The sequence below is a fragment of the Roseateles sp. genome (assembly GCF_039595295.1).
In the GTDB taxonomy this organism is placed as follows: domain Bacteria; phylum Pseudomonadota; class Gammaproteobacteria; order Burkholderiales; family Burkholderiaceae_C; genus Roseateles.
Genome location: NZ_JBCNLU010000042.1, coordinates 1 through 24,774, shown reverse-complemented (window position 1 = coordinate 24,774; position 24,774 = coordinate 1). Strand labels below are relative to the sequence as shown.

The window sequence follows — 24,774 nt, the reverse complement described above, 5'->3', positions numbered from 1 at the left end:
CTTCGTCGTTTCGCGTGATCGTCAGGAGACCCGCATGGACCGCCGCCGCTTCCTCCACGCCAGCGCCCTGATCGGCGGCGCCTCGCTGCTGTCGCCGCACAGCGCGCAGGCGCAGGCCCCGGCGCTGATCACCCGTGACGCCATGCGTCCGCAGATGCCCCACGGCATCCAGAGCGGCGATCCGCTCGCCGATGCCGCCGTGATCTGGACCCGCAGCGATCGTCCCGCTCGGCTGTGGGTCGAGTGGTCCACCACCGCCAGCTTCGCGCACCTGCAACGCATCCGCGGCCCGCATCTGCTGGAGGACTCCGACTTCACCGGTCGCATCGATCTGCGCGGCCTGCCCGCGGGTCAGGAGCTCTTCTACCGCGTCGTCCTGCAGGACCTGCGCAACGAGCGCGTCCTGTCCGAGCCCGTCCCCGGCCATCTGCGTCTGCCGCAAGCCGCCGGCGCGAAGGCGCTGCGCGACGTCCGCTTCGTCTGGAGCGGCGACACCTGCGGCCAGGGCTGGGGCATCAACGAGTCATGGGGCGGGATGCGGATCTATGAGCAGATCCGGCGCGTCAACCCCGACTTCTTCCTGCACTCGGGCGACACCATCTATGCCGACAGTCCGATCGAGGCCGAGGTCAAGCTGGCCGACGGCACGCTGTGGCGCAATCTGGTCACCGAGCAGACCAGCAAGGTCGCCGAGACCCTGGACGAGTACCGCGGCCGCTACCGCTACAACCTGATGGACGCCAACATCCGGCGGATGTCCGCGGAGATCCCGCAGATCTGGCAGTGGGACGACCATGAGGTCACCAACAACTATTCGGACTCCAAGGACCTGAGCGGCGACGCCCGCTACACCGAGAAGCACGTCCCGCTGCTGGTAGCCCGGGCGACCAAGGCCTTCCAGGAGTACGCGCCCATGCGTCGCTTTGGCGACGCCGAGAGCGAGCGCATCTACCGCCACCTGCCGCAAGGCCCGCTGCTGGACGTCTTCGTCGTCGACATGCGCAGCTACCGCGGCCCCAACAGCCCCAATCTGCAGACCGAGGAGAACGCCGAGAGCGCCTTCATGGGCCGCCCGCAGATCGCGTGGCTGCTGGAGGGACTCAAGCGCTCCAAGGCGACCTGGAAGGTGATCGCGGCCGACATGCCCATCGGGCTGCACGTCAACGACGGCAAGGACGCCGAGGGCCGGGACAAGTGGGAGGCCATCGCCAACGGCGACGACGGCCCGCCGCGCGGCCGCGAGCTGGAGATCGCGCGTTTGCTCAGCGAGATCAAGAAGGCCGGGCTGTACAACATCGTGTGGCTGACGGCCGACGTGCACTACACCGCCGCCCATTTCTTCGACCCCGCCAAGGCGGCGAAGCACACGGATTTCCTGCCCTTCTGGGAATTCGTCTCCGGCCCGCTGCATGCGGGCGGCTTCGGGCCGAACAAGGCCGACGGGACCTTCGGGATGCAGGTCGTTTATCAGAAGGGTCCGGGTTATGCGAATGCGCCGCCGAGCAGCGGGTTGCAGTTCTTCGGGCAGGTGGACATCGACGCGAAGACGCAGGCGATGACGGTGACCTTGAAGGATCTGGAAGGCAGCGCGCTGTATACGAAGACCCTCTCCCCCGCCCTCTCCCGCAAGCGGGAGAGGGAGTAAGGCCGACGGTCTGCACGCGCACGCGGGAGAGGGAGCAAGGCCGCCGGTCTGCTCGCGCAAGCGGGAGAGGGAGCAAGGCCGACGCTCAGCGCAGCTCGATCCCGCGCAGCACGCCCTGCATGGGCGGCAGCTGCGCCACCAAGGACACCAGTTCCCGGATGCTCTCGGTCGCGGTCTTGGCGCGCACGCTGGCGATCTGCGTCCGCACGGTCGAGATCGCCACGCCGTTGCGCTGCGCGATCTCCTGCGGCTGGAGCCCGTCGCACAGCGACTGCAGCACCTGCCGCTCGGCCGCCGTCAGCTGATGCTCACGCGCGAAGGCCAACATCGGCAGCTCCCCGCACAGGCTGCGTTTGCCCAGCACCAGCAAGGCCTGACCCTGCCGCATCGCGCTGTCCTGCAAGGGCAGCACCGACAGCGACAGCCGCGACCCGCCACGTCCGAGACAGATGAGATGACGCAAGCCGCGCTGCGCGTCCGCGAGCGCCTGTTCCAGCCGTTGCTGGTCCAGCCGCTGCGACGCCACCAGCGCGCCGTCGATGAGCTGCAGCGGCGAGCGCTCGTCGAGCTGCCCGCGCGCGCTGCTGTTGGCATAGAGCAGCTGTCCGTCGCCGGTCACGAGACAAACCCCCAGGTCGATCTCCTCCAGCGCATGGCGCCACCAGCGATCCGGCGTCCCGCGCCGGCGCTCCGGCCCGCGATAGGACACGAGCCATCCCAACTCGGGGGTCCTCCCCTGTGTTCCGTCCATGGCGGCCTCCACTGTTCGGTTTCTTCGATACCGAGCCCGCGACGCCCGTCTTTCCGGTCTGAGGCCGGTTAAGGCGATATCGGGCGCCAGGGCGAATGGTAGATCGGCGCCCGCCGCTTGCGTAGCCGCGTTTGCGCCGTGCCGCCCCCTAGGCCTGGGGGGACGCGATGTCGCTTTCCATCGACGGATTCCGGAAAGCACCGTCCCGGTGCGATCCCGGGGCGATCCCCGGGGCCGCCGGGCGCTCCCGCCGGCGCCGACCGCCCGCGCCGCCCGCGCCGCTCAAGTCGATCAGCTCGTCCAGATCGCTCAGGCCATGAAGCCCAGATCGCTGGTCGCGAAGTTCCCGATGTTGGGCAACACGGTACGCAACTCCGTCGCCGGCACGCCCATCCACAGCGCCAGCGTGGAGGCCAACTGATCGACGCCCGTCGTCGGCAGCAGCCGGCCCTGGCCGACGTCGTCCGGCCCGTTGACGCTCACCGACGGCGCCGTCCCGTAGAAGCGCCCGCCGCGCACCGCGCCGCCCATGACGAAGTGATGCGATCCCCAGCCGTGATCGGCGCCGTCGCCGTTGGAACTCAGCGTGCGGCCGAAGTCCGAGGCGGTGAAGGCCGTGACACGATCCGACATGCCCAGCTCGCCCATCGCCGCGTCGAAGCTGGCCATCGCGCCGCCCACCTGCTGCATCAACTGCGGATGTCGCGAGGTCAGCCCGTCATGCAGATCGAAACCGCCCAGCGACACGAAGAACACCTGCCGCGTGGTCCCCAGCGCCGAGCGCGCCCCGATCAGCCGCGCCACCATCTTGAGCTGCTGTGACAGCGAGTCCGTCGCGAACGCGGTGCTCAGCGAGGCGCCGCCGCCCAGCGCCGAGCTCAGGGTCGACTGCAGATCGATCGAGCGCGCCGTGATCCGATTGAGCTCCTGCTCCATCGCATGGCTGCGCTCCTCGCTGATCAGCGACTTGAGCAGGCTGGCACAGGCCGAGGAGCCGAACAGCGAGCTGCCCACGCCGTTGATGGGCGGCTTGCCGCCGGCGCCCATCTGATATTGAAAGGCCGAGTTGCCGGCCTGGAAGACGGCGTTGCCCGACAGGTTGATGCAGGTCAGCGCGGACTTGCCGTTGGCCGCCAGCATCATGTCGGCCATGCGGCCGCCCCAGCCGGTGGTCGCGCCCTCGACGTTCGAGGACTGCCAGAGGCTCTGCTGGTCGTTGTGCGAGAAGAGCTTGGGCGGCAGCGGCACGCTGGCCGCCTTGAACTGCGCCAGCGTGGTCGGCGCCATCAGCGTGCCCACGTTGAGCATCACGCCCAGCCGACCCGCGTCGAACACCGGCTTGATCGCCGACAGCCCCGGCGCGAGCGCCATCTGCCGGCCGTCCGGCAGCGCGATGGTCGGCGCCAGCGCGGTCGCGGCCAGCGCGTCGCGGCCAATGGCCAGCGTGGGGCGGATCGCCTGGTAAGCCTGATGGCTGGCGGTGTCGTAGGGGATGACCGTGTTGCCGTAGTCGTTCCCGCCATAGAGGAACACGCACACCAGCGCGCGGTAGTCGCCGGGCGAGGCCGTGGCCGCAGCGGCGTCGTTGATCGCGGCCAGCTGCAGCGCCCAGGGCGCGGCGCCGCCGACCACGGACACGGCCGAGGCGCGCTTGAGGAACTCGCGGCGACGCAGCGAAGGAAGCTTGGAGATGTGGGTCACTTCTGCACCTGATATTCCGGGCACGCCAGCAGCAGCATCCAGCCGGCGCGCGCGCGATTGAGCTTGCCGGCGTCGGTGGACGCGCCGATCGAGGACAGCGCCGTGGCGATGCGCTGCTGGGTGGCGTTGGAGATGCCGTCGCCCGCAAGCAGCAGCGCCTGCCGCGCCACCATCGCGCGCGGATCGGCCGCCAGCGCCACGTCGGCGGCCATGTCCGTCTTGACGTCGCCGAAGCCGTTGGTCAGCACGTCCTGCATGAAGTTGAGGTAACCGGTGACGGTCACCTCGTTGAGCAGCTGGAACTCCGGCGCCGTCGTCGCGCTGGCCGCCATGGCCGAGTTCGGCGGCACGTAGCCCGGCCGGAAGAAGTTGAAGACCGAGGGACTGAAGAAGGGGCTCTGGCCCAGGTGCTTCTCGGCGTCCAGGGTTTGATAGGTGCCGCTCCAGCCGCTGGTGGCGACCATGCCGCTGCTGCGCGCGACCTGGATGAAGCGCTGCACCGGCTCGCGCAGCTTGCCGGAGCTGGCGCCGCCCTCGGGCAGGCGGGCCTCGACGTCCAGCAGCACCGCCTTGAGCACCGCCTTCAGATCGCCGCGCACCCCCTGGCCGTTGTCGTTGAAAGCCTGCGCGACGCGCTGCACGTAGGCCGCGCTCGGGTTGGAGCAGACCAGGCGCTGGATCAGCTGCCGCCCGAAGAAGGGGCCGACGTTGGGGTGATTGGCGAGCACGTCCAGCGCCTGCCGCAAGGCGGTCGGACCGTCGGCGCCGGCCGGGATGGTCGTGCCCAGCACCGACTTCGCGCCGGTCGAGAAATTCGACGCGTTGTGCTTCATGGGCAGCCGCAGGTTGCCGTACTCGCTGCCGGTGCTGGCGGTGTCCAGATCCCAGCCGGTGAAGGCCCGCGCCATCTGCGTGACGGTGGTCTGGTCGTAGGTCTCGATCGGGCGGCCGGCGCTCATGATCGGCGTGCCGTCCAGATTCAGCTGCACCAGCCCGATGGTGAAGAGCTGCATCACCTCGCGGGCGAAGTTCTCGTCGGGCTGACGGCCGGTCGCCGCATCCTCCTTCTTGCTGCCGCGCATCGCGAGGTAGCCGCCCATCGCCGGCGACAGCGTCACCGCCTCGAGCAGCTGGCGAAAGGTCCCGAAGGCATTCGCCTCCAGCGTATCGGCGTAGCCGGCCATCAGCATCGTGCGCCAGGCCGAGGAGAAGCCCATGCCCGAGACCACGAAGATCTCCGACAACGCCAGCACCATGCGCTGGCGCAGCTGGTCCTGCGAGCTGATGAACTTGCACCAGACGCTCTTGTAGAAGCCGTTGTAGAAGTCGTAGCGGTTGGCTTCGGCCGCGTAGCCGTTGCGGATGATCCAGTCCCAGTGCGACTCGCTGCGCGGCGCGAGGAACTGCAGGTCCAGCCAGGCGCTGTAGCCGATGGACTTGAGGCTGGCGATGTCCGCCTCACTCGCGGCGAAGCCGGCTTGCGCGAGGAAGCGCGCGGCCTGGGCGTCGGTGGGCAGCGGCAAGGTGGCCGCGGGTGCCGCCGCGGGAGCGGGAGCGGGGGCAGGCGCGCCGCCGTTGTCCGTTCCCGGCGCGGGAGCCGGAGCCGGCGTGGGGGCGGGGCTCGGTGCGGGGCTGGGAGCGGGCGACGGCGTCGGCGCGCCGCTCGGGTGCTCGGAGGAGCCGGAGTCGCCTCCTCCTCCACCGCAGGCGCTGAGCGCGGCGGCGGCGGCCGTCACGGCGGCGGAAGACCAGGGGAATCGGAACATGGCGTGGGCGGGGTCGGTACTGCTGACGCCCGGGACTCTAGGGAGTTCCGCCCCCTGAATCAGCCGCCCAATCGCAACAGCGGAAAGACTGGGAAACGCATTCGGTTACCGTGGCTTTCGACCTCGACGAACGCGAGTTTCCCCAGTGATCATCGGCCCTGTCGCCGATCAACCGGTAATTCTTCCGGTCCTGGCCGCGCGATCGTGAGGCTTCTCACGCGGCAGGGACCGCCCTCCCCGCCCGCCCGCATCGCTTGTCCTCCGCGGCTGTCGACGCCGATGTAATTGACGGCGACAAACCCGCCAATCCCGGCGATCGACGCCGGGAGCGGGCCTCGCTCAAGCCGCGAAGAGACCGAGGTCTTTCTGGTTGAAGTTCACGATCCCCGGGAGCACCCCCGGCAGGTCGGTCGGGGACACGCCCATCCACAGCGCCAGCGTCGCAGCCAGCTGATCGACCGCGGTGGTCGGCAGCAAGCGGCCCTGGCCGACGTCGTCCGGACCGTTGACGCTGACCGAGGGCAGCTGGCCGTAGAAGCGCCCGCCCTTGACCGCGCCGCCCATCACCAGGTGATGGCTGCCCCAGCCGTGATCGGAGCCGTCGCCGTTGGAGCTCAGCGTGCGGCCGAAGTCCGAGGCGGTGAAGGTCGTGACGTTCTGCGCGACGCCCAGCTCGCGCAGCGCGGCGTCGAAGCTGGCCATCGCGTTGCCGACCTGCCCCAGCAGACCCGGATGCTGCGCGACCAGGTTGTCGTGCAGGTCGAAGCCGCCGATGGAGACGAAGAAGACCTGCCGCGTCGCGCCCAGCGCCGAGCGCGCGCCGATCAGCCGGGCGACCGTCTGCAGCTGGGCCGCGAGGCTGTTCGTCTCGAAGGCCGTCTGCAGGGTCTGAGAGGCCAGCGCGGTGCTCACCGTACCCTGCGCGCTGATGGAGCGCGCGGTGACGCGGTTGAGCTCCTGCTCCATCCAGTGCGAGCGGTCGGCGGTGACCAAGGCCTTGAGCGCGTCCGCGCAGGCCTGCGACCCGAAGACCGGCTTGGTTGCGCCGTTCAGGGCGACGGCGCCGGAGCTGCTCATCTGGTACTGCACCGCCTGGCCGCCCGACATGAACACCGCGTTGCCCGAGACGTTGATGCAGGTGAAGGTCGCGTTGCCGTTGCCGCCCAGGAACTGGTCGCCCAGCCGGCCGCCCCAGCCCGAGGTGGAGCCCTCCGGCTTGGACGATTGCCACAGGCTCTGCTGGTCGTTGTGGGAGAACAGCTTGGGCGGCAGCGGCACGTTACCGGCCTTGTACTGCGCCAGCGTGGTGGGCTGCATCAGCGTGCCGATGTTCAGCATCACCGCCAGGCGGCCCGCGTCGAAGACCGGCTTGAGCGCGGACATCGTCGGCGCCAGCGCCATCTGGCGGCCGTCGGGCAGCGCGACCGACGGCGTCAGCGCGGTCGCCGCCAGCTGCTCGCGCGGCGTGGCCAGGGTCTGGCGGATGGCGGCGTAGGCCTGGTGGCTGGCGGCGTCGTAGGGGACCAGCGTGTTGCCGTAGTCGTTGCCCCCATACAGGAACAGGCAGACGATGGCCTTGTAGTCGCCAGGGACGGCCGCCGCCGCGGCCTCGTTGATCGCGGCGAGCTGCAGGGCCCAGGGCGCGGCCGTGCCGGCCACCGACAGCGCCGAGGCGCGCTTGAGGAACTCACGGCGGCGCAGCGCCGGCAGCTTGGAGACATGAGGCATGACAGGCTTCCCGTTCACTTCTGCACCTGATAGTCGGGCGCGGCCATCAGCAGCAGCCAGGCCGCCTTGACGCGGTTGAGCTTGCCGGCGTCGGTGTCCGCCTTGATCGAGCCGACGGCGGTCGCGATGGTGGCGACGGTCGCGTCGGCCAGGCCGCCGCCGGTCATCAAGAGCGCCAGGCGCTGCACCAGCGCATTGGCATCGGCGGCCACGGCGAGGTCGGCGGTGTAGTCGGGCTTCATGTCGCCGATGCCGTTGCCGATCAGGCTTTGCATGAAGTTCAGATAGCCGGCGACGGTCGATTCATTGCAGAGCTGGAACTCCGGCGCGGTGATCGCGTTGGCGCCCAGTTGCGAGTTCGGCGGGACGTAGCCCGGCCGGAAGAAGTTGAAGACCGAGCCGCTGCGCATCGGGCTCTGGCCCAGACGCGTGGCGGGGTTGCTGGTGTCGCCGATGGCCCAGAGGTCGCCGGGCGAGCTCAGGTTCACGCTGCGCGCCCACTGGATCAGGCGCACCACCGGCTCGCGCAGCTTGCCGGTGGCCGGGCCGGTCGAGGGCTGGCGGGCTTCCGCATCGAGCAGGATGGCGCGGATCACCGCGCGCAGATCGCCGCGCTGGCCCTGGCCGTTGTTGTCGAAAACCGCGGCGACGCGCTGCACATAGGCCGCGCTGGGGCTGGAGCACACCAGACGCTGGATCAGCTGGCGGCCGATGAAGGGGCCGACGTTGGGATGCGCGACCAGCGTGTCCAGCGCGATCTTCATCGCGGCGGCGCCGTCGGCGGTGTCGGGGATGGCGACGTCCAGCACCTTCTTCGCGCCGGTGGAGAAACGGCTCGCGGTGTTGACCATCGGGCGCTTCATGTAGCTCGGGTCCGCGCCGTTGGGCGCGGCGGTGTCGAAGTCCCAGCCGGTGAAGACCCGGGCCAGCTCGGTGATCTGCGCCAGGGTGTAGGTGTCGGTGCTCTTGCCGCCGCTGAGCTTGGGCGTCCCGTCGGGATTCAGCTGCGTCAGGCCGATGGTGAAGAGCTGCATCACCTCGCGGGCATAGTTCTCGTCGGGCTGACGGCCCGTCTTGGGATCTTCCTTGCGGTTGCCGCGCATGGCCAGATACACACCCATCGCCGGCGACAGCGTGACGCCTTCGAGCAGCGCGCGGAAGCTGCCGAAGCAGTTGGACTCCAGCATGTCGACGTAGGCGCCGGTGGCCAGGCCCGGCCAGCTGATGGGCAGGCCGTTCATCGAGACGACGAAGATCTCCGACAAGGCCAGCACCACGCGCTGGCGAAGCTGGTCCGGCGAGCCGATCAACTTGCGCCACAGCGTGGCGTCGACGCCGGCCAGGCTGAATCGGTAGGCCTCGACGTTGTAGCCCTTGGCGCTGAGCCAGTCGTAATGGCTCTGGCTGCGGGGCGCGGCGAACTGCTGGTCCAGCCAGGCCGAGTAGCCGATGGACTTCACCGTGGCGATGTCGGCGGTGCTCGCGGCGAAACCCGCCTGCGCCAGGAAGCGCGCGGCCTGGGCATCGGTCGGTGGAGTCGAGGTCTGCGGATTGCTGCCGGGATTGCCGCTGCCGCTGGTGTCAGGACCGGAGGCGTCACCGCCGCCGCCACCGCAGGCCGCCAGCAGCGACGCCGACAAGGCGGCGGCGGCCACGCCGGAGGAGGCCGTCAGCGGACTCGCCAGCGGACCCGCATCGGCTGCGATGGCAGGGGATTCAATCTCGGCAAGGGGCGGTGCGGCAGTCATCTCGGGCATCGGCTCGAAGCAGCGGATGCGCGATGGTGACGATCAATTCGCACGAATGCACCGTCATTCGTACAACAGGTGAAAGGCCCGGCAACAGCTTGTTGCGGCGTGATTTCCGCACGGGCGGTTTGCTTCAGGCTCGGTTAGGCGGAAACAAACATGAAAATGGGCCAGGTCTTGCCTGGCCCTTGCTTCGCTGCCTTGCGGGGCGTCGTCGTTCAGAGCAGCGGGACGCCGGTCCTGCTTTGGACGAACTCGCGGCTGACTTCGGGGGCCAGCTCGACCAGCTTCAGACCCTGCGGGGTGACGTCCATCACCGCCAGGTCCGTGATGATGCGGTTCACGACGCCGACACCCGTCAGGGGGAGCGTGCACTTGGGGATGATCTTCAGATCCTCCGTGCCGTCCTTCTTGCGGGCCACGTGCTCCATCAGCACGATCACGCGCGGGACGCCGGCGACGAGGTCCATCGCGCCGCCCATTCCCTTCACCATCTTTCCGGGGATCATCCAGTTGGCCAGGTCGCCGTGCTCGCTGACCTGCATCGCGCCGAGGATGCTCAGGTTGATCTTGCCGCCGCGGATCATCGCGAAGCTGTCATGGCTGCCGAAGATCGAGCTGCCGGGAATGGTCGTCACCGTCTGCTTGCCGGCGTTGATCAGGTCGGCGTCGACCTCGTCATCCGTCGGGAAGGGGCCGATGCCCAGCATGCCGTTCTCGCTCTGCAGCCAGACTTCCTTGTCCGCGGGAACGAAGTTGGCCACCAGCGTCGGAATGCCGATGCCGAGATTCACATAGAAGCCGTCCTCCAGCTCCTGCGCGGCGCGTGCCGCCATCTGGTCTTGGGTCCAGGGCATGTCGATCTCCTCAGGCGGCGGGACGGATGGTGCGCTTCTCGATGCGCTTCTCGGGATTGGGGTTGTGCACGATGCGGTGTACATAAATCCCCGGCAGATGGATCGCGTCGGGATCCAGCTCGCCGACCTCGACGACCTGCTCCACCTCGACGATCGTCACCTTGCCCGCCATCGCGGCCGCCGGATTGAAGTTGCGCGCCGTGCGGCGGAACACCAGGTTGCCGCTCTTGTCCGCGACATGCGCCTTCACCAGCGCCACGTCCGGATTCAGCGATCGCTCCATCACGTACTGGTGGCCGTCGAACTCGCGGATCTCCTTGCCCTCGGCCACCATCGTGCCGACGCCGGTCCGGGTGAAGAAGGCCGGGATGCCCGCGCCACCGGCGCGCAGCTTCTCGGCCAGCGTGCCCTGCGGGGTGAACTCCAGCTCCAGCTCGCCGGCCAGGTACTGGCGCTCGAACTCCTTGTTCTCGCCGACGTAGCTGGAGATCATCTTCTTGATCTGCCGCGTCTCCAGCAGCTGGCCCAGGCCGAAGCCGTCCACCCCCGCGTTGTTGGAGATGACCGTCAGGCCCTTGGCGCCGCTGTCCCGCAGCGCCGCGATCAACGCCTCCGGAATGCCGCACAGGCCGAAGCCGCCCACCGCCAGCAACTGTCCGTCGCCGACGACCCCTTCCAACGCCGCATGGGCACTGGGATAAAGCTTGTTCATCCGTTGTCTCCTGTTGCCGGTCCCGACCGCGTCGCCCGCGCGCTCACCCCAACGGGCGATGTCGAGCGCGGCCTGAACTCCGTCGGCGAATCTACTACGTAAGCCATTACGTAAGCGCTACGTAGAATTGATTAAGCATCATCCCCCGCCAGCGACCCCGCAGCGACGCCAGACAAGGAATCCCGATGCCCATGCCCCTCGACGAGTTGCGCGCGCAGATCCCGCAGATCTTCGCGCCCTGGATCCTCGCACTCGACATCCAGCCCGTCCATGCGGAGAACGGGCTGCTCCGCATGGAGATGCCGGTCACGCCGGCGCTCGTGCATGTGGGCGGCGTGATGTGCGGCCAGGCCAGCATGGCCGCCGCGGACACCGCGATGGTGCTGCTGATGATGAGCGAGCTCGGCGAGTTCCGCCCCATGACCACGGTCCAGCTGCAGTCCAGCTTCCTGCGCCCGGTCTCCGGCGCGCGCTGCACGATCGAGGCGCGCCTGCTGCGCTGCGGCAAGAAGCTCGCCTTCGGCCAGATCGACCTGCTCGACGAGCAGGGCAAGCTGGCCGTGCAGTCCACCACCACCTACGCGCTGCTGTGAGCGACGCCGTGAGCCTGGACTACCGCACCGCCTTCGATCAGGCGCCCATCGGCCTGGTGATCTCCGAGAACCGCCTGATCAAGGATTGCAACCGGCTGTTGCTCGAGATGTTCGGCGCGCAGCGCGAGCAGCTCATCGATCGCAGCTTCGCGCTGCTCTATCCCAGCCCCGCCGAATTCGAGCGCACCGGCGAGCGCATCGTCGCCAGCCTCGATGCCGACGGCTATTACGCCGACGAGCGGGTGATGAAGCGCGTGGGCGGACCGCGCGGCGGGGAGATGTTCTGGTGCCATGTGTCGGGCCGCGCGCTCGATCCGGCGCGGCCGCACGCCAGCGGCATCTGGAGCTTCGAGGACCTGTCGGCCACGCGTCAGCTCAAGGCCGATCTCACGCCGCGCGAGCGCGAGATCGCCGCACTGCTGATCGAGGGCCTGACCAGCAAGCTCATCGGCCGCAAGCTGGGCGTGAGCCCGCGCACCGTCGACGTCTACCGCGCGCGGCTGATGAAGAAGTACGGCGCGGCGAGCACGCCGGACCTGGTGCACAGGCTGCTGGTCTCGTAACCCCCATTAACACGGGCATCGCGCAAGACCTGCCCCCGGATGTGCGATTTCATCGATGATTTGCGGGGCAACCCGGGGATGCGCGAGTGATTTCTCGCGCACAATACGCGCCGTCCGGCCGCTGCGCCGGGCTTAACTTGCAAGAGTCCAATCGAATGAACAAGACCGAACTGATCGAACACCTGGCTTCCAAGCATGAGCTGACCAAGGCCGAAGCCGGCCGCATTCTGGAAACGCTGCTGGACGCCGTGGTCACCACGGTGAAGAAGGGCGGCGCCGTGTCCATCCCGGGCTTCGGCTCCTTCAAGCAGCACGCTCGCGCCGCACGCACCGGCGTGAACCCCAGCACCGGCGACAAGATCAAGATCGCCGCCGCCAAGCTGCCGAAGTTCACCCCGGGCGCCGGCTTCAAGGCCGCCGTGGACCCGAAGGCCGCCGCCCGCAAGGCTGCCGCAAAGCCGGCCAAGGCCGCCAAGGCTGCTGCCCCGAAGGCCGCCGCCAAGCCCGCCAAGAAGGCCGCCAAGAAGTAATCACTTCTGGATCGCGCCGATCGCGGATTCATCTCCGCGGTCCCGAACAAACCCGGCCTTTGCCGGGTTTGTTTTTTTGCTTCTACAGTTCCGACCATGTCCGCCGCGCCCGATCTCCGCGTGCTGTCGCTCATCCCGCCGATGACTCAGCTCAACACGCCCTACCCCTCGACCGCTTATCTGACGGGGTTTCTGCGCTCGCGCGGCCTGCCCGCGACGCAGCGCGATCTGGCGCTGGCCCTGGTGCTGCGGCTGTTCTCCCGCGACGGTCTGCAGCGCGTGCGCGCCGCCGTGCACGCGATCGCCCTGCCCGATCGCGGCATCGCCTCGCGCCAGTTCGACGAGCAGTTCGACCGCTACCTCGCCACCATCGCGCCCACCATCGCCTTCCTGCAGGGTCGCGATCCGACGATCGCGCACCGCATCAACACGCGGGCCTTCCTGCCCGAGGGCTCGCGCTTCCAGTCGCTGGACGTCTACGTCTCCGAAGAGGGCGAGGACCCCTTGGCCTGGGCTTTCGGCGCGCTGGGCCTGCAGGATCGCGCGCGGCATCTGGCCACGCTGTATCTGAACGATCTGGCCGACGTTCTGCGCGAATCGGTCGATCCGCGCTTCGAGTTCGTCCGCTATGCCGAGCAGCTCGCCACCAGCCAGCCCACCTTCGATCCGCTGCGCGACGCGCTGGACGCCGACACCAACCTCGTCGACGAGCTGCTGCGCGAGCTGACGCTGGAGGCCATCGACGCCGAGCGGCCCGACGTGGTGCTGCTGTCGGTGCCCTTCCCCGGCGCGGTCTACGCGGCGCTGCGCATCGGCCAGACGATCAAGCGCGAGCGGCCGCACATCCAGGTGCTGCTGGGCGGCGGCTTCGTCAACACCGAGCTGCGCGAGCTCACCGAGCCGCGCCTCTTCGATTACGTCGACTATGTGACGCTCGATGCGGGCGAGCGCCCGCTGCTGGCGCTGCTGGAGCACATCGCCGGCAAGCGCGGCCGCCAGCGCCTGGTGCGCTGCTTCGTGCGCGAGCGCGAGGGCGAGCTCGCCGGCCAAGTCCGCTACATCAACTTCGCCGAGCCCGACGTGCCCTTCGAGGACGTGGGCACGCCGACCTGGGACGGCCTGCCGCTGCGCGACTACCTGTCGCTGCTGGACATGCTCAACCCGATGAACCGGCTGTGGAGCGACGGCCGCTGGAACAAGCTGACCGTCGCGCACGGCTGCTACTGGAAGAAGTGCAGCTTCTGCGACATCACGCTGGACTACATCTCGCGCTACGAGGCGGCCTCGGCAAAGACGCTGGTGGACCGCATCGAGGCGATCGTCGCGGAGACGGGTCAGACCGGCTTCCACTTCGTCGACGAGGCGGCCCCCCCGAAAGTCCTCAAGGCGCTGGCGCAGGAGCTCATCGATCGCGGCGTGTCCATCAGCTGGTGGGGCAACGTGCGCTTCGAGAAGACCTTCACCCCCGAGCTCTGCCAGCTGCTGGCCGACAGCGGCTGCATCGCGATCAGCGGCGGGCTGGAGGTGGCCTCGGATCGGCTGCTCAAGCTGATGCAGAAGGGGGTGTCGGTCGAGCAGGTCGCGCGGGTGACGCGGGCCTTTACCGAGTCCGGCATCCTGGTCCACGCCTACCTGATGTACGGCTTCCCGACGCAGACGGTGCAGGACACCGTGGATGCGCTGGAGTACGTGCGCCAGCTCTTCGAGCACGGCTGCATCCAGAGCGGCTTCTTCCACCGCTTCGCCTGTACGGTGCATTCACCGGTGGGGCAGGACCCCTCGGCCTTCGGCGTGGAGCTGCTGCCGCTGCCGCCCTCGCCGTTCGCGAAGAACGACGTGGGCTTCGTGGATCCGACCGGCACCGACCACGATGCCATGGGCGAGGCGCTGAAGAAGGCGCTCTACAACTTCATGCACGGCATCGGCCTGGAACAGGACGTGCGGCGCTGGTTCAGCGTGCGCGTGCCCAAGCCCAAGGTGCCCCGCCACTTCATCGGCGAGGCGCTGCAGCGGGTGCATTGAGCGCGCCGGCTGGCGAAAGCTCAGTTCGGACGGACGCCGGGGAAAAAATCGACCTCGGTCGTCGCAGTCCCGCCGGGTCCCACCGTCGGGACCGACGCATCCGGCGTGGCATCCGGCTTGCCGCGACTTCCCCCGCCTGAGGATCGCGGCCCGAAGATGGCTTGCAGGATAAGGCAGGCGCACATCCAGCTCTTCCACAGGCTGCCGCCGCTCACGGCTTGGCATTCATTCGACGAAAGGGGTCTCAACACAGGCTCCGACAGTTGAAGAAGCCGATGTGTGCGTCCCTGCCGGACCGTCGCTCGACATCCTCATCGCCCATCGCCCATCGCCCATCGCCCATCGGGCAATCCGGGCCTCAGCGCATCGCGGCAGGAATCACGATGCCCGGCATGGCGCTGGGCGCCGCGGCGGTCGGATCGGGCAGGCGGACCGGACGCACGTCCAGCCGCACATCCAGCAGCGTGACATCGCGCGCGTCGCCGCCGTCGTCGATCCAGCCCTGCGTGTCGGATCCCCGATAAAGACGGAAGACGAAGCCGGTGCGGTCGCGCTCGCCGGTCGCGCCGGGGCGCACGCGGGCCGCCATCGCGCGCACTTCCGCGGCGGGCGAGCTCAGCAGCTCGGCCATCGCCTGGACGATGCGGTTGTCGCCGAGGATGTCGGGCTGGAAGGTGTCGACCGGTCCGCGCGTGGGCATCGGTTGGCCCTGCGCGGAGGCGCGCACGGGCACGGCGGGATTCGCGGCGGTCTTGCGGGCGGCGGGCTCGGTGACGCCGCTGCGCAGGTCGTGCCGGTCGCCGCTGTCCAGATAGCTGAGCCGCGCGCCGCGCACGTTCAGCACGCCCAGCGCCGGATCGCTGCGGGCATCGCGCAGATCGACCAGCAGCGCGCCGCGCGCGCCGATGATGTCCACGCGCTGGTCCCGAATCACGGCGGCGCTGTTCTCCTCGACCCCCAGGCCCAAGCGATAGCCCTTGGCCAGCATCAGCGGCAGCATGCGACCGATGCGTCCGCGCTTGAGGAAGTGCTGGTCGACGAAGAGGTCGTCGCCGATGAAGCCCAGGCCGCGGTCGACCTCCTGCCCATCGCGCATCTGACCGCGCATGACACCCATGACGTCGAGCGCGTCGCGGAACATGACGCGGCTCATGATGGCCGCGCCCGCGCTGGTACCGGCCACGACCCCGCCGCGTCGATAGACCTCCCAGATCGCGTCGAGCATCGGCGTCGCCTGCCCTTGCGGGAGCAGCGTGTCCACGATGAAGCCTTGCGCGCCTCCGGAGAAGAACACCGCGTTGGACGCGCGCACCTTGGCGAGCAGTTCCGGATCGGCGAGGTTCTTCTGCAGGTCGGCGCCCTCCAGCCGCGGCGCGACGGGGATGTGCTCGGCCTGGGCGCCGTGGCGCACGAGTTCGTCGATGATGGTCTGTGCGGAACGCTCCGGGGCGACCGACGCGGTGGCGAGCACCGAGAAGCGCGCGACGCCGGGTCCGCCGGCCTCGTCGACGATGCGGCGCCAGACCGCGTCGTTGTCCATGCGCAGAGCGCCGCCGATGACGATGGCCGTCTGCGCCGAAGCCGCGCTAGCGCCGATCAGGCCTGCAAGCGCGATCAGCGCCAGCGCCCCGCGCCGGATGGCGAGCCCAAGATCCCGGGTCGAGATGAAACGAGGTGCGTCCATGCCGCCTATCTTGCATATCGCGTGCCGGATGGGAAGCGGGTCGGACCTTCAACATGGGGATGGCCGGGAGGAAGCGCCGGATGTCGAGGTCCTGTGCTACGGCCCGCCAGCGCGTGGGTGACAGGTGTTCGTCGGTGTGTGAGAGCGCCAAGCCGGTGCGGCGAGCCCCATCGCGAGGCGCCGCCGGGACGTTCAGCGGGCGTCGCGATCGCGCGGCTGACGGCCCTTGCGGGCCTTGCGCAGGCGATAGAACAGCAGCGGCGCGAAGACGGCGATGCCGATGGCCAGCGGGAGCAGGCTCCCGCCCTTGCCGGGCTGGTTCAAGCCGCGCAGCATGCCCATCAGCTGGCCGAAGCCGCTGACGATCAGCCACAGGAAGAAGAACGTGACCAGCGCGGAGAGCGAAAGGCCGAGGAGGGTGCGTTTCATCCGGCGATTTTCTCCCGCAGCCACTCCGGCAGCGGAATCGCCTTCTGCACCGTCGCGTCCTGCCACACCGTGGTCGCGCCGCCCGACGCGTAGATCACGCCCGGTTCGTCGACGCGCTCCAGCGTGATCCAGGTGTCGAAGCTGGAACGGCCCGGATTCGACACGTAATGCCGCGCGAGGATGTCGCCCGGATAGGTCAGCTGGCGGTGGAAGTTGCAGAAGGCGTTCACGATCACCGGCCCCTGCCCCGCCGGCGACGGCGCGCCGCCCAGGCTGTCCAGCCATTCGATGCGCGCCATCTCCAGATAGCGGAAATAGACCGTGTTGTTCACATGGCCCATCGCGTCCATGTCGCCCCAGCGAATCTGGATGCGGGTTTCGTGGACGAGCGTCTTGTCTTCAGGGATGTCGATGCGCATGGTGGCGGACGGAGAGTTGACCGCGTCATTTCAGCATGCCAGGGCCGACCGGCGCTGTCCCTTCAGCGTCGTGTCTCTCGGGGAGTCCGCCCATCGGCATCGTCCACCGCCCGCCAGAACACATACCGCGCTCGATACGGCACGGTGGCGCGCCGGCCGATGTGCGCGCCATCGCACCCTGCCGCAGGGGCGACGCCGCCCTGTGTCTCCAGGCGTTGAATGCTCGTGGTCTGCGCGAGCACCCCGCGGTTCTGATACGGCTGCGCATTGATCAAAAGCCAAGGAATCGCCTCGGCGCGCGGCGCGGGCTGACTGCGTGACACGCGCCCGATGACGCCGGACCCATCAGGCCAAGTCCATGTCGGCCCAGCCCCATGCCTCCCGACGATCCGCCCTCCGGCATCCTCAAGCAGCGCGTCAGGCAAGGACAGACGCCAAGCCGGCGCCTCACCAGCATCGTCGCGCACCGCGCATTCATAGATCTGGTGTCCCACACCATCGACTCGAAGAAAAATCTCCTCGCCCGCCCCAGGCGCCAGTGCGACCTGCAGCTTGCGCCCCGCGGAGTTGATCTCCTCGCTTGTCGATGAGGCACATCCCCACAGGAGGCCTGTACCAGTCAACAGACCGGCCAAGAGCGCTTGTCGCATGCGTCGTTCTCCAGGACTTCGGACGGAAACGTCCGGCAAGACCTGGCACCGAACGACCGCCGAGCGTCGCGCATCCAGCGGCGCGTATCAGTGCGGCGAGCGACGCCCCCCGGATCAAGGCCCCTTCTGACCCGAGCTCAGGTGCGACCGAAAGCGAGTCGGTTCGCGCTCAGGCGATGCCCAGCTCCGCTTGAATGCGCGCGACCGCGGCCTTCAGCGCGTCGACTTCGGCGCGCAACGCCGCGATCTCCTCGTCGCGCGCGCTGTTCGATGACGAGCCGCCCGACGACGACAATGCCGACGCCGCCGGAATCGCCGGCTCACCGCTGAGCAGATGCGCCCAACGCGCCTCTCGCGCGCCCGGCGCCTTGGGCAGCTTCACCGCCAATGGGGGCGCTCGCTCGGCCAGCTCGTCGAGGAAGCCCTCGACCGAGGACACGTCGGCGAAGCGGTGAATGCGCTCGCAATTGAGGCGCAGCTCCGCCGAGGTCTGCGGCCCGCGCAGCATCAGCACCGTCAGCAGCGCCTCGGCTTGTCCGGGCACGCCCAGCACCCGCTTCATGTTGTGCTCGAAGCGCGCCACGCGGCTGCCGCTCACGCTGTTGACCAGGCTCATCGCCTTGAGCTCGTCCAGCACCGCGGCCACGTCCGACTCGCTCGCGTTCATCACGGGATCGCGCGCGGTTTTCTGGTTCACGCCCAGCGTCAGGCTGTTCAGCGACATCGGGTAGCTGTCCGGCACCGTGGACTCTTTCTCCACCAGCACGGCCAGCACGCGCGCTTCCAGCGCGCTCAGTTCTCTCACAGCCATCGGGCCCTTGTCCTCTTCTGTTTTCTGTTCTTGGTTCTCGGCGCTTGGTTCTCGGTCGCGCGTCTCAGACGCCGAAGCCGTCGTCCGCCTGGATGATCGCGCCGTTGATGAAGCGGCTCTCCTTGGCGCACAGCATCAGCAGCGTGGTGTCCAGGTCTTGCGGCGTGCCCACGCGCTTGCGCGGCAGCAGCTCCACCAGTTTGCGGCCCTGCTCGGTCTGCCAGTGGTGGTGGTTGATCTCGGTGTCGATGTAGCCGGGGCAGATGGCGTTGACGTTGATGTCGAACTTGCCCCACTCCAGCGCCATCGCCTTGGTCATGTGGACCACCGCCGCCTTGCTCATCGCATAGACGCCGATCTGCGACAGGACCCGCAGGCCCGCCATCGACGCGATGTTGACGATGCGTCCGCCGGTGAAGGTGCCCGGCGCCGCGCCGCGCGCCCGGGCCAGCATGCGCTTGCCGACTTCCTGCGCGACGAAGAAGGACCCGCGCACGTTCGTGTCCATCACGAAGTCGAAGTCCTCGGGCGTCACGTCGGCCAGGCGCTGCGTGGTGCTCACGCCGGAGTTGTTGATCAGGATGTCCAGCGTCCCGACCTCGGTCTCGGCGCGCGCCACGGCGGCCTTGATGCTGTCGATGTCGGTGACGTCCAGCTGGACGACGTGCGCGTCACCGCCGCCCGCCTCGATCTCGGCGCGCAGCGCCTTCAGGCGCTCCACACGCCGGGCCGCGAGCACCACGCAGGCGCCCGACTTGGCCAGCGTCTTGGCGAACTGCGCGCCCAGTCCACTGGACGCGCCGGTGACGAGGGCCACGCGGCCCTCCAGATCGATGCTGTAGCTCATGAGGAGGTCTCTCGCAAAACTTCGGGACCGGACAGGTGCCGGGCACGATAGCACGCGGGCGTGCGCCCCCGATGATCCCCATGCGACAGCCGCCGGCAAGCCCCCTCCGGTGCCCTCGCCGTGCGGCCGCCCGCGATCTCAGCCGGCCATCACCGTCTCGATCTCCGTCGTCACCTGCGTCATCAGCTTGTGCACCGGGCACTTCTCGGCCACGGCCAGCAGCTGCTGGCGATGCTCGTCGGTGAGCTGCTCACCGACGAAGGTCAGCGTGGTCTTGAGTTTGTAGACGCCCTGCCGCTCCTGCGAGCCGTCGCGCTCGACCTCGACCAGCACGTCCTCCACCGGAATGCCCTTGCGGCGTGCGAACCACAGCACGGTCAGCGCCTTGCAGGCGCCCAGCGAGGAGTCGTACAGCTCATGCGGGTCCGGGCCCGCGTCCTCGCCGCCCCCTTCCACCGACTGGTCGGCGGTCAGGCGATGGTCGCGGATGCTGACCGTCTGGCGCATCGGGCCGGTCTTGTCGCGCTGGATGTGGATGCTCATGAAGACTTCTCCAGGTATGGGATGAACTCGGCCCGCATCCTACGGCGCCTCGCGCCGCTCGACCTCTCCCGTTCGCGCCAGGAGCGCGGCCTCACTGGCCGCCCAAGCGCCGCGCCAGTCCCTGCCCGATGGCGTTGAACTCGCTGCCGGTGAAAGGCATGCGGAACAGCGTCAGGTCCCCGCCGGGCGGCACGGCCTTCGCCAGTCTCCCAGGGTCGGCGTCGCCCGCCGTCACCAGCACGCGCACCACGCTGAAGGTGTCGGGCGGCCGGAGCTCGAAGTTCTTCGCCACCGGCGCGCCGGGCGTACCGACGTCCAGCGTCACCGTGTCGCTGAACATGCGCCACTCGTCGCTGTCCAGGCTCTGCGTCACGCCCCCGACGGCGTTGGCCTCCTGGCCGGACTTCACCTGCACCCGCACCACCGGCATGGCCACCGCGCCGTCCTCCGCGTCCTTGACCAGCCAGACCGACAGGTCGAAGGACTCGCCGTTGCCGCCGAGACCGGTCGCCGGCAGCGCGCCGCCCTTTCGGAGGTCCTTGCCCGCCTGCGCCATCGTCACCGGTCGCTGCTGGATGACCAGCCGCCAGCCCTGCCCGCCCAGCGACGGATCCTGCGCCAGCACACGCCGCGCCTCGTCGCGCAGGAACTCGACCACGCCCGCGGTGCGTAGCGCCACCAGCTCGCCGATGTAGCCTTGCAGCTGCGCGCCGACCACGGGCTGTCCGGCGGCGCGGCGCAGCGCGACCCACTCGTCGATCTGACGCCAGGCCGGATCGCCCGGGGGCAGCAGCCGTTCCAGCTTTCCGAGCGGACCGAGCTGCTCCCACGGCAGCCGCGCGCGCGTGGCGGCGTCCATGTTCTTGGTCTGGCGCTCCGTGCGGGCCATCGCGTCGACCATCTCCCCCGGCGTGGCGCCGGTCGCGCCCTGCGCGGCCCGGCTCGCGGCATTGCCGGTCGAGCCCGTCGCCGGCAGCACCGCCTTGCGCAGCGGATCGTCGAGCGCGCCTCCGCTCGCCATCACATGGTTCATGCGGACCGCCAGATAGCGATCCAGCACCTCCGCCGCCTCGCGGCTCACGCCGGCCTTCTCGAGCTCGCCGAGCAGCCCGCCCCATTCGTTCTGGCGCGCCAGCATCAGCGGCATCGCGTAGAGCGTCGACTCCCGCCGCGCGAGCGCATAGAGCCGGTCGAACTCCGCCAGATGTCGCTGGACCTGCGTGGACAGCCAACGCGGAATCGCGGACGAGGCGCCGCCCGCGCCCTTCGCCGCGCGGCCCAGCACCGTCGCCAGCGCCAGCCGGACCGCGGGCGAAGCGGTCGAGCTCAGCACCTCGTCCACGCTGCGGGCGATGCGCGCCGGCATCAGCCAGACGTCCGTTCGCCCGCGCACCGCGAGCGCCAGCTGCTCCAGATGCCGCAGCAGCGCGAAGCTGTCCTGGCCGCCCTGCTCCGCCGCGCGCGCGACCGGGTTGGCGCCTCGCTTGCTTCCGGTGACGGCGGAGCCCAGTCCCATGACGCTCAGCCCACGGTGAAGAGGTTGAAAGCCTGGGTCGCCAGGAACCAGGCGAGCGAGGGTTCCTCGCCCAGCGCCTGCGCCGGATCGAAGCAGCAGCGCGCCAGCTGGCTCTCACCGCCGAAGGCCGCAAGACCTGAGCCCAGATCGCCGGCCGCCAGGGTCGCGTCCAGCATGAAGGCGGCCGGCGGCGCGACCGCATGCAGCGCGATCATCGCGGCGGTGACGCCGACCGCCTCCAGCGCCCCTTTCACGATGGCGTCCTGCTGAGCCTGCGCATAGGCCGCGACGGCCTGCTCCGAGACCGCGGGCAGGAAGTCGTCCAGCAAGGACATCGGGCCGCCGAAAGGCGCGCCACGCGCCACGGTCTCGGTCGCCTCCTGGATCAACCGCGGATGCGCCCAGACACTGCCCTCGGCGCGCTCGACGACGAAGTGGACCGGATCGCGCGGCGGCTCGCGGCCGTCCAGTGCCTTGCGCAGCTCGCGCGCTGGCCGCTTGGACTGGATGCGGCTGTAGACCTCGCCCTGGACATAGGCCCGGCGCGTGCCCTCCGCGCCGCGGAAGATGCCGGCCAGCTTGCGCGCGATGCGGGCGCCGAGCGCGGCATCGTCCTCCTCGGCGCCGTCGATCACGTCGGCGAAGCCGAAGCGATGCAGTACCGGGAACTCGACCGCCGCGGCGCGACGCGCGGCGACGAAGCTCTGCCGGCACTCGGCCCAGGACGCCAACGCCGCGCGGTGCGTCGTGATCGCGTCCGCGAGCGCATTCGGCAGCGCGCCGGCCTGACGAGCCGCTTCCAGCGCGCGGGCTTGGAGCGCGACCGCGTCGTCGACGCGGCCCGGCGGAACCGCCGCAACGGTGACGGCGCCGACCTTCGCCGCCGTCTTCAGCGCGTCAAAGGCCTGGGCGATGTGACGCGCCTGCTCGGCCTGGGAGAAGGTCTTGGCCTGCGGCGCGAAGCGCTTCAGCAGATCGCGCAGCCGTCGGCCCGACGCGTTGTCGGCCAGCGAGAGCTTGGCCCGCCGCCAGTCCAGCGGTCCGCCGTCGCTGCCGTACAGCCGCAGCAGGCTGTCGACGTGCTCGGCGCCGTTCGCGTGCGCGGGCAGCGACAGCACGCCGAGCGCCTGCTCGCGCGCCTGCGCCATCGCGGTGTCGACACGCTGGCCGAGCAATGCGACCGCCGCATCCTCCAGCACCAGCAATCCCTCGGCCACACGCGGACGCAGCGCCGTCATCGCGCGCTCCAGGTGGTCGATGGCGAGGCGAAAGTCGGCCGCCGGACCGTCGGCACGTCCGCGCAGCGAGCCGGCCAGTCCCGACAGCGAGCTCCGGAACTGCGTCTGGAATCCTTGCACCGCCGGCCAGCCGCGGTGTCGGAACGCGGCGTTCGCATAGGCCTGTACCTCGCCTGGGTCCTCGAAGGGGAAGTCCAGCAGCGTCCAGTCGTCGGGCAGCCTCGCCTTGAGCATCCGCCGCGGGATGCCGGCCTGGCGGCGCGCGCCGGTCACCGAGTTATCACGCCCCTGCAAGGGATCGTCGAGCCGGCGCTCGCCTCCATCGGGCGAAGCGACGAACGTGGGGCCTGTTCCACTCGTGCCGGAGGGGACGGTCGTTCCGGCGGCGGCGGGTTTCAACGCCGGTCGCGTCAGGGCCGGCGCGGAGGCGCCCGGCAGCTTCGCGTCCGCCGGGACAATGCGCGCGTCGATACGGCGGATCGTCGGCGTCGAGTTCGCCGCCGTCCCCGCGGGGGACGCGGCCGGAATGGCCGGAGCGCTCATCGCGGCGCCCTCATTCCCCGCCGATCTCGAAGGGATCGAGCTGCTCGCGCTTGAGCAGCATCTCGCGGCGCTGGACCTCGGCCTGTGCGGCGGCGGCCTCCGCCTTCGCCTGCGCGACGCGCGCGCGGCCCAGCTCGACGTCGTTGACGCGCGAGTCCTCGATGAAGCTTTCCGCCGCGGTGCAGCGGCCCAGGCGCGAGCTCATGTTCACGCCCGGCGTGGGCAGCACCACTTGCTCGGGGTGCGACGCGGTGTCGCCCAGGGACGCGCTCAGCGATTCCCGCAGCGTGTCCAGGAAGGTCGTCATGCCGCCGGCAGCCAGTGGCGTCAGCGGCACCGCCAGCCGCGAGCCGCTCATCGCCACCACGCGCGGCTCGAACAGCCCGACTTGCAGCACCCCGCCCGAGGCCTCCAGGATGCGCGACACCTGCTCCGCCGGCGTGAGCGCCTGGAACAGCGCATACGAGTAATGCTGCGGATGCTGGGCGATGTGGCCGCACAGCGCGGCGCGGCGTTCACGCGCCCGCGCCAGCTCGTCCAGCGGGAAGGCCATCTCCAGGCGATCGCCGGTGCTCAGCGCATCCTGCTTGGCCTCGGCGGTCTTGAGCACCACGTCCTTGTCCTTGGCGAAGGCGCCCTCCGCGCGCTTGGCTTCCCAGGCCTGCAGCGCCTGCGTCAGCTTGTCGGTGAGCCCGCCCACGCCCGCGTCGTTGGGGCTGTAGAGCAGCTCCTCGCGGCAGCGCTGGGTCCACCAGCCCCAGTCCCAGAACACCGCCATGTAGCGCTTGATCGCCGCGCCCAGGCCGGCGTCCTCTTTCTCGCCGGCCGTCATGTCGTTGATCGAGGCCAGCGACTTGGCCGAGGTCGGCCCCGGGATCGCGGTCGCGATGCGCTGCGCCGATTCGATGCTCAGGGCGTTCTTGTCCTCGCCCGCCAGCGCGATCAGCGCGTCCAGGAAGGCCGGTGCCCGTGCCGCCAGGCATTGCACGTAGAGCCAGTACTGGCCGCCGCGGCGCGCGTCCTCGCCGACGCCCTGGTTGCGATCGTTCAGCTTGATGCGGTACAGCGCGTCGTCCACATTGGCCTTGGCGCGCAGCGTGCTCGCGCCGGCGTGGATCTGGCGCAGCACGTCCAGTACCGCCTGCGCCTGCGCGGCCGCCGGATCGGGCGCCTCGGCCGGCTGCGCGGCCGCGGCGACGCTGGTGGCGGCCACCGCCTCGTCCCGCTTGCTCGCGGCCTGCTGCTCGCCGATCAGCACCTTGGCCGACTCGTAGGCGGCCAACATCCGCAGCGCCGCGAAGCCGTCGGCCAGCGCCGGCTCCAGCAGCGCGTTGCGAAAGGTCGTTTCGTTCTGCCGGATCATGGCCTCGGTGAAATCGGGGCCGGCGCGCAGCTCGGGGTTCTCGATCAAGGCCACCACCGCCAGCCGCTCCGGCACGAAGCTCAGGCCGATCTCGTAATGGGCCAGGGTCTCGAAG

At 69.6% G+C, this 24,774-nt stretch carries 22 protein-coding genes; 5 read left to right on the top strand and 17 right to left on the bottom strand.

Annotated features, from left to right (window positions below):
• Window positions 1-34: 34 nt before the first annotated feature.
• Window positions 35-1,645 carry an alkaline phosphatase D family protein gene (locus tag ABDW59_RS21230; protein WP_343632860.1) on the top strand — a complete coding sequence of 537 codons (1,611 nt, stop codon included), beginning with the start codon at window positions 35-37 and terminating at the stop codon, window positions 1,643-1,645.
• An 85-nt stretch (window positions 1,646-1,730) separates the two neighbouring features.
• On the opposite strand, the gene ABDW59_RS21225 is transcribed toward ABDW59_RS21230, so the two are convergent.
• The 7 genes from ABDW59_RS21225 to ABDW59_RS21195 all read right to left on the bottom strand — a co-directional run bounded on the left by ABDW59_RS21225 (window position 1,731) and on the right by ABDW59_RS21195 (window position 10,908).
• Window positions 1,731-2,396 (bottom strand): LuxR C-terminal-related transcriptional regulator, encoded by a 666-nt coding sequence (locus tag ABDW59_RS21225; RefSeq protein ID WP_343632858.1) that lies wholly within the window; start codon window positions 2,394-2,396, stop codon window positions 1,731-1,733.
• 309 nt (window positions 2,397-2,705) lie between these two features.
• Window positions 2,706-4,097: a DUF1501 domain-containing protein gene (locus ABDW59_RS21220; RefSeq protein WP_343632855.1), complete on the bottom strand. Its 1,392-nt coding sequence runs from the start codon at window positions 4,095-4,097 to the stop codon at window positions 2,706-2,708.
• Window positions 4,094-5,620, bottom strand: coding sequence for a DUF1800 domain-containing protein (locus tag ABDW59_RS21215; RefSeq protein ID WP_343632853.1), 1,527 nt, complete (start codon window positions 5,618-5,620; stop codon window positions 4,094-4,096). The genes ABDW59_RS21220 and ABDW59_RS21215 overlap by 4 nt, the downstream gene beginning before the upstream one ends.
• A 582-nt stretch (window positions 5,621-6,202) precedes the next feature.
• Window positions 6,203-7,591 (bottom strand): DUF1501 domain-containing protein, encoded by a 1,389-nt coding sequence (locus ABDW59_RS21210; RefSeq protein ID WP_343632851.1) that lies wholly within the window; start codon window positions 7,589-7,591, stop codon window positions 6,203-6,205.
• Between the two features lie 14 nt (window positions 7,592-7,605).
• Window positions 7,606-9,339, bottom strand: coding sequence for a DUF1800 domain-containing protein (locus ABDW59_RS21205; protein ID WP_343632849.1), 1,734 nt, complete (start codon window positions 9,337-9,339; stop codon window positions 7,606-7,608).
• A 218-nt stretch (window positions 9,340-9,557) separates the two neighbouring features.
• Window positions 9,558-10,196 carry a 3-oxoacid CoA-transferase subunit B gene (locus ABDW59_RS21200; protein WP_343632847.1) on the bottom strand — a complete coding sequence of 213 codons (639 nt, stop codon included), beginning with the start codon at window positions 10,194-10,196 and terminating at the stop codon, window positions 9,558-9,560.
• A 10-nt stretch (window positions 10,197-10,206) separates the two neighbouring features.
• Window positions 10,207-10,908, bottom strand: a complete 702-nt coding sequence (locus ABDW59_RS21195; protein ID WP_343632845.1) for a CoA transferase subunit A — start codon at window positions 10,906-10,908, stop codon at window positions 10,207-10,209.
• A 185-nt stretch (window positions 10,909-11,093) separates the two neighbouring features.
• On the opposite strand from ABDW59_RS21195, the gene ABDW59_RS21190 reads away from it, so the two are divergent.
• The 4 genes from ABDW59_RS21190 (at window position 11,094) to ABDW59_RS21175 (ending at window position 14,616) form a co-directional block, all read left to right on the top strand.
• Window positions 11,094-11,501: a PaaI family thioesterase gene (locus ABDW59_RS21190; protein ID WP_343632843.1), complete on the top strand. Its 408-nt coding sequence runs from the start codon at window positions 11,094-11,096 to the stop codon at window positions 11,499-11,501.
• 8 nt (window positions 11,502-11,509) lie between these two features.
• Complete coding sequence (locus tag ABDW59_RS21185) at window positions 11,510-12,064, top strand: LuxR C-terminal-related transcriptional regulator (RefSeq protein WP_343632841.1); 555 nt, start codon at window positions 11,510-11,512, stop codon at window positions 12,062-12,064.
• A 155-nt stretch (window positions 12,065-12,219) separates the two neighbouring features.
• On the top strand, window positions 12,220-12,594 hold the full coding sequence (locus ABDW59_RS21180) for an HU family DNA-binding protein (protein ID WP_067067602.1): 375 nt from the start codon (window positions 12,220-12,222) through the stop codon (window positions 12,592-12,594).
• A gap of 96 nt (window positions 12,595-12,690) precedes the next feature.
• On the top strand, window positions 12,691-14,616 hold the full coding sequence (locus ABDW59_RS21175; protein WP_343632838.1) for a radical SAM protein: 1,926 nt from the start codon (window positions 12,691-12,693) through the stop codon (window positions 14,614-14,616).
• Between the two features lie 358 nt (window positions 14,617-14,974).
• Here the strand turns inward: ABDW59_RS21175 and ABDW59_RS21170 are convergent, their stop codons facing one another.
• From ABDW59_RS21170 to ABDW59_RS21125, 10 genes are all read right to left on the bottom strand, one after another.
• On the bottom strand, window positions 14,975-16,300 hold the full coding sequence (locus ABDW59_RS21170) for a cyanophycinase (RefSeq protein ID WP_343632836.1): 1,326 nt from the start codon (window positions 16,298-16,300) through the stop codon (window positions 14,975-14,977).
• 192 nt (window positions 16,301-16,492) lie between these two features.
• Window positions 16,493-16,729, bottom strand: coding sequence for a hypothetical protein (locus tag ABDW59_RS21165; protein WP_343632834.1), 237 nt, complete (start codon window positions 16,727-16,729; stop codon window positions 16,493-16,495).
• The gene (locus tag ABDW59_RS21160; protein WP_343632832.1) at window positions 16,726-17,148 is read right to left on the bottom strand and encodes a thioesterase family protein; all 423 of its coding nucleotides are present in this window, start codon (window positions 17,146-17,148) and stop codon (window positions 16,726-16,728) included. The genes ABDW59_RS21165 and ABDW59_RS21160 overlap by 4 nt, the downstream gene beginning before the upstream one ends.
• Before the next feature lie 62 nt (window positions 17,149-17,210).
• Entirely contained in the window at window positions 17,211-17,798 is a 588-nt protein-coding gene (locus ABDW59_RS21155) for a DUF3455 domain-containing protein (protein WP_343632830.1), read from the bottom strand.
• Window positions 17,799-17,967: 169 nt separating this feature from the next.
• Complete coding sequence (locus ABDW59_RS21150) at window positions 17,968-18,609, bottom strand: YceH family protein (protein ID WP_343632828.1); 642 nt, start codon at window positions 18,607-18,609, stop codon at window positions 17,968-17,970.
• Between the two features lie 64 nt (window positions 18,610-18,673).
• A complete protein-coding gene (locus tag ABDW59_RS21145; protein ID WP_343632826.1) occupies window positions 18,674-19,456 on the bottom strand; it encodes an SDR family oxidoreductase in 783 nt (260 codons plus the stop codon).
• 138 nt (window positions 19,457-19,594) lie between these two features.
• Window positions 19,595-19,999, bottom strand: a complete 405-nt coding sequence (locus tag ABDW59_RS21140; RefSeq protein WP_343632824.1) for an OsmC family protein — start codon at window positions 19,997-19,999, stop codon at window positions 19,595-19,597.
• A gap of 91 nt (window positions 20,000-20,090) precedes the next feature.
• Window positions 20,091-21,515: a hypothetical protein gene (locus ABDW59_RS21135; RefSeq protein WP_343632822.1), complete on the bottom strand. Its 1,425-nt coding sequence runs from the start codon at window positions 21,513-21,515 to the stop codon at window positions 20,091-20,093.
• A gap of 5 nt (window positions 21,516-21,520) precedes the next feature.
• The gene (locus ABDW59_RS21130; protein WP_343632820.1) at window positions 21,521-23,296 is read right to left on the bottom strand and encodes a hypothetical protein; all 1,776 of its coding nucleotides are present in this window, start codon (window positions 23,294-23,296) and stop codon (window positions 21,521-21,523) included.
• A gap of 10 nt (window positions 23,297-23,306) precedes the next feature.
• A partial coding sequence (locus tag ABDW59_RS21125) for a hypothetical protein (protein WP_343632818.1) occupies window positions 23,307-24,774 on the bottom strand: 1,468 nt, incomplete at its 5' end.

Coding starts and splice junctions, on each gene's coding strand:
- ABDW59_RS21140 (WP_343632824.1), bottom strand. CDS start 19,999: ATGAGCATCCACATCCAGCGCGACAAGACCGGCCCGATGCGCCAGACG.
- ABDW59_RS21205 (WP_343632849.1), bottom strand. CDS start 9,339: ATGACTGCCGCACCGCCCCTTGCCGAGATTGAATCCCCTGCCATCGCA.
- ABDW59_RS21190 (WP_343632843.1), top strand. CDS start 11,094: ATGCCCATGCCCCTCGACGAGTTGCGCGCGCAGATCCCGCAGATCTTC.
- ABDW59_RS21225 (WP_343632858.1), bottom strand. CDS start 2,396: ATGGACGGAACACAGGGGAGGACCCCCGAGTTGGGATGGCTCGTGTCC.
- ABDW59_RS21155 (WP_343632830.1), bottom strand. CDS start 17,798: ATGCGACAAGCGCTCTTGGCCGGTCTGTTGACTGGTACAGGCCTCCTG.
- ABDW59_RS21145 (WP_343632826.1), bottom strand. CDS start 19,456: ATGAGCTACAGCATCGATCTGGAGGGCCGCGTGGCCCTCGTCACCGGC.
- ABDW59_RS21180 (WP_067067602.1), top strand. CDS start 12,220: ATGAACAAGACCGAACTGATCGAACACCTGGCTTCCAAGCATGAGCTG.
- ABDW59_RS21165 (WP_343632834.1), bottom strand. CDS start 16,729: ATGAAACGCACCCTCCTCGGCCTTTCGCTCTCCGCGCTGGTCACGTTC.
- ABDW59_RS21135 (WP_343632822.1), bottom strand. CDS start 21,515: ATGGGACTGGGCTCCGCCGTCACCGGAAGCAAGCGAGGCGCCAACCCG.
- ABDW59_RS21210 (WP_343632851.1), bottom strand. CDS start 7,591: ATGCCTCATGTCTCCAAGCTGCCGGCGCTGCGCCGCCGTGAGTTCCTC.
- ABDW59_RS21160 (WP_343632832.1), bottom strand. CDS start 17,148: ATGCGCATCGACATCCCTGAAGACAAGACGCTCGTCCACGAAACCCGC.
- ABDW59_RS21150 (WP_343632828.1), bottom strand. CDS start 18,609: ATGGCTGTGAGAGAACTGAGCGCGCTGGAAGCGCGCGTGCTGGCCGTG.
- ABDW59_RS21170 (WP_343632836.1), bottom strand. CDS start 16,300: ATGGACGCACCTCGTTTCATCTCGACCCGGGATCTTGGGCTCGCCATC.
- ABDW59_RS21230 (WP_343632860.1), top strand. CDS start 35: ATGGACCGCCGCCGCTTCCTCCACGCCAGCGCCCTGATCGGCGGCGCC.
- ABDW59_RS21175 (WP_343632838.1), top strand. CDS start 12,691: ATGTCCGCCGCGCCCGATCTCCGCGTGCTGTCGCTCATCCCGCCGATG.
- ABDW59_RS21130 (WP_343632820.1), bottom strand. CDS start 23,296: ATGAGCGCTCCGGCCATTCCGGCCGCGTCCCCCGCGGGGACGGCGGCG.
- ABDW59_RS21195 (WP_343632845.1), bottom strand. CDS start 10,908: ATGAACAAGCTTTATCCCAGTGCCCATGCGGCGTTGGAAGGGGTCGTC.
- ABDW59_RS21200 (WP_343632847.1), bottom strand. CDS start 10,196: ATGCCCTGGACCCAAGACCAGATGGCGGCACGCGCCGCGCAGGAGCTG.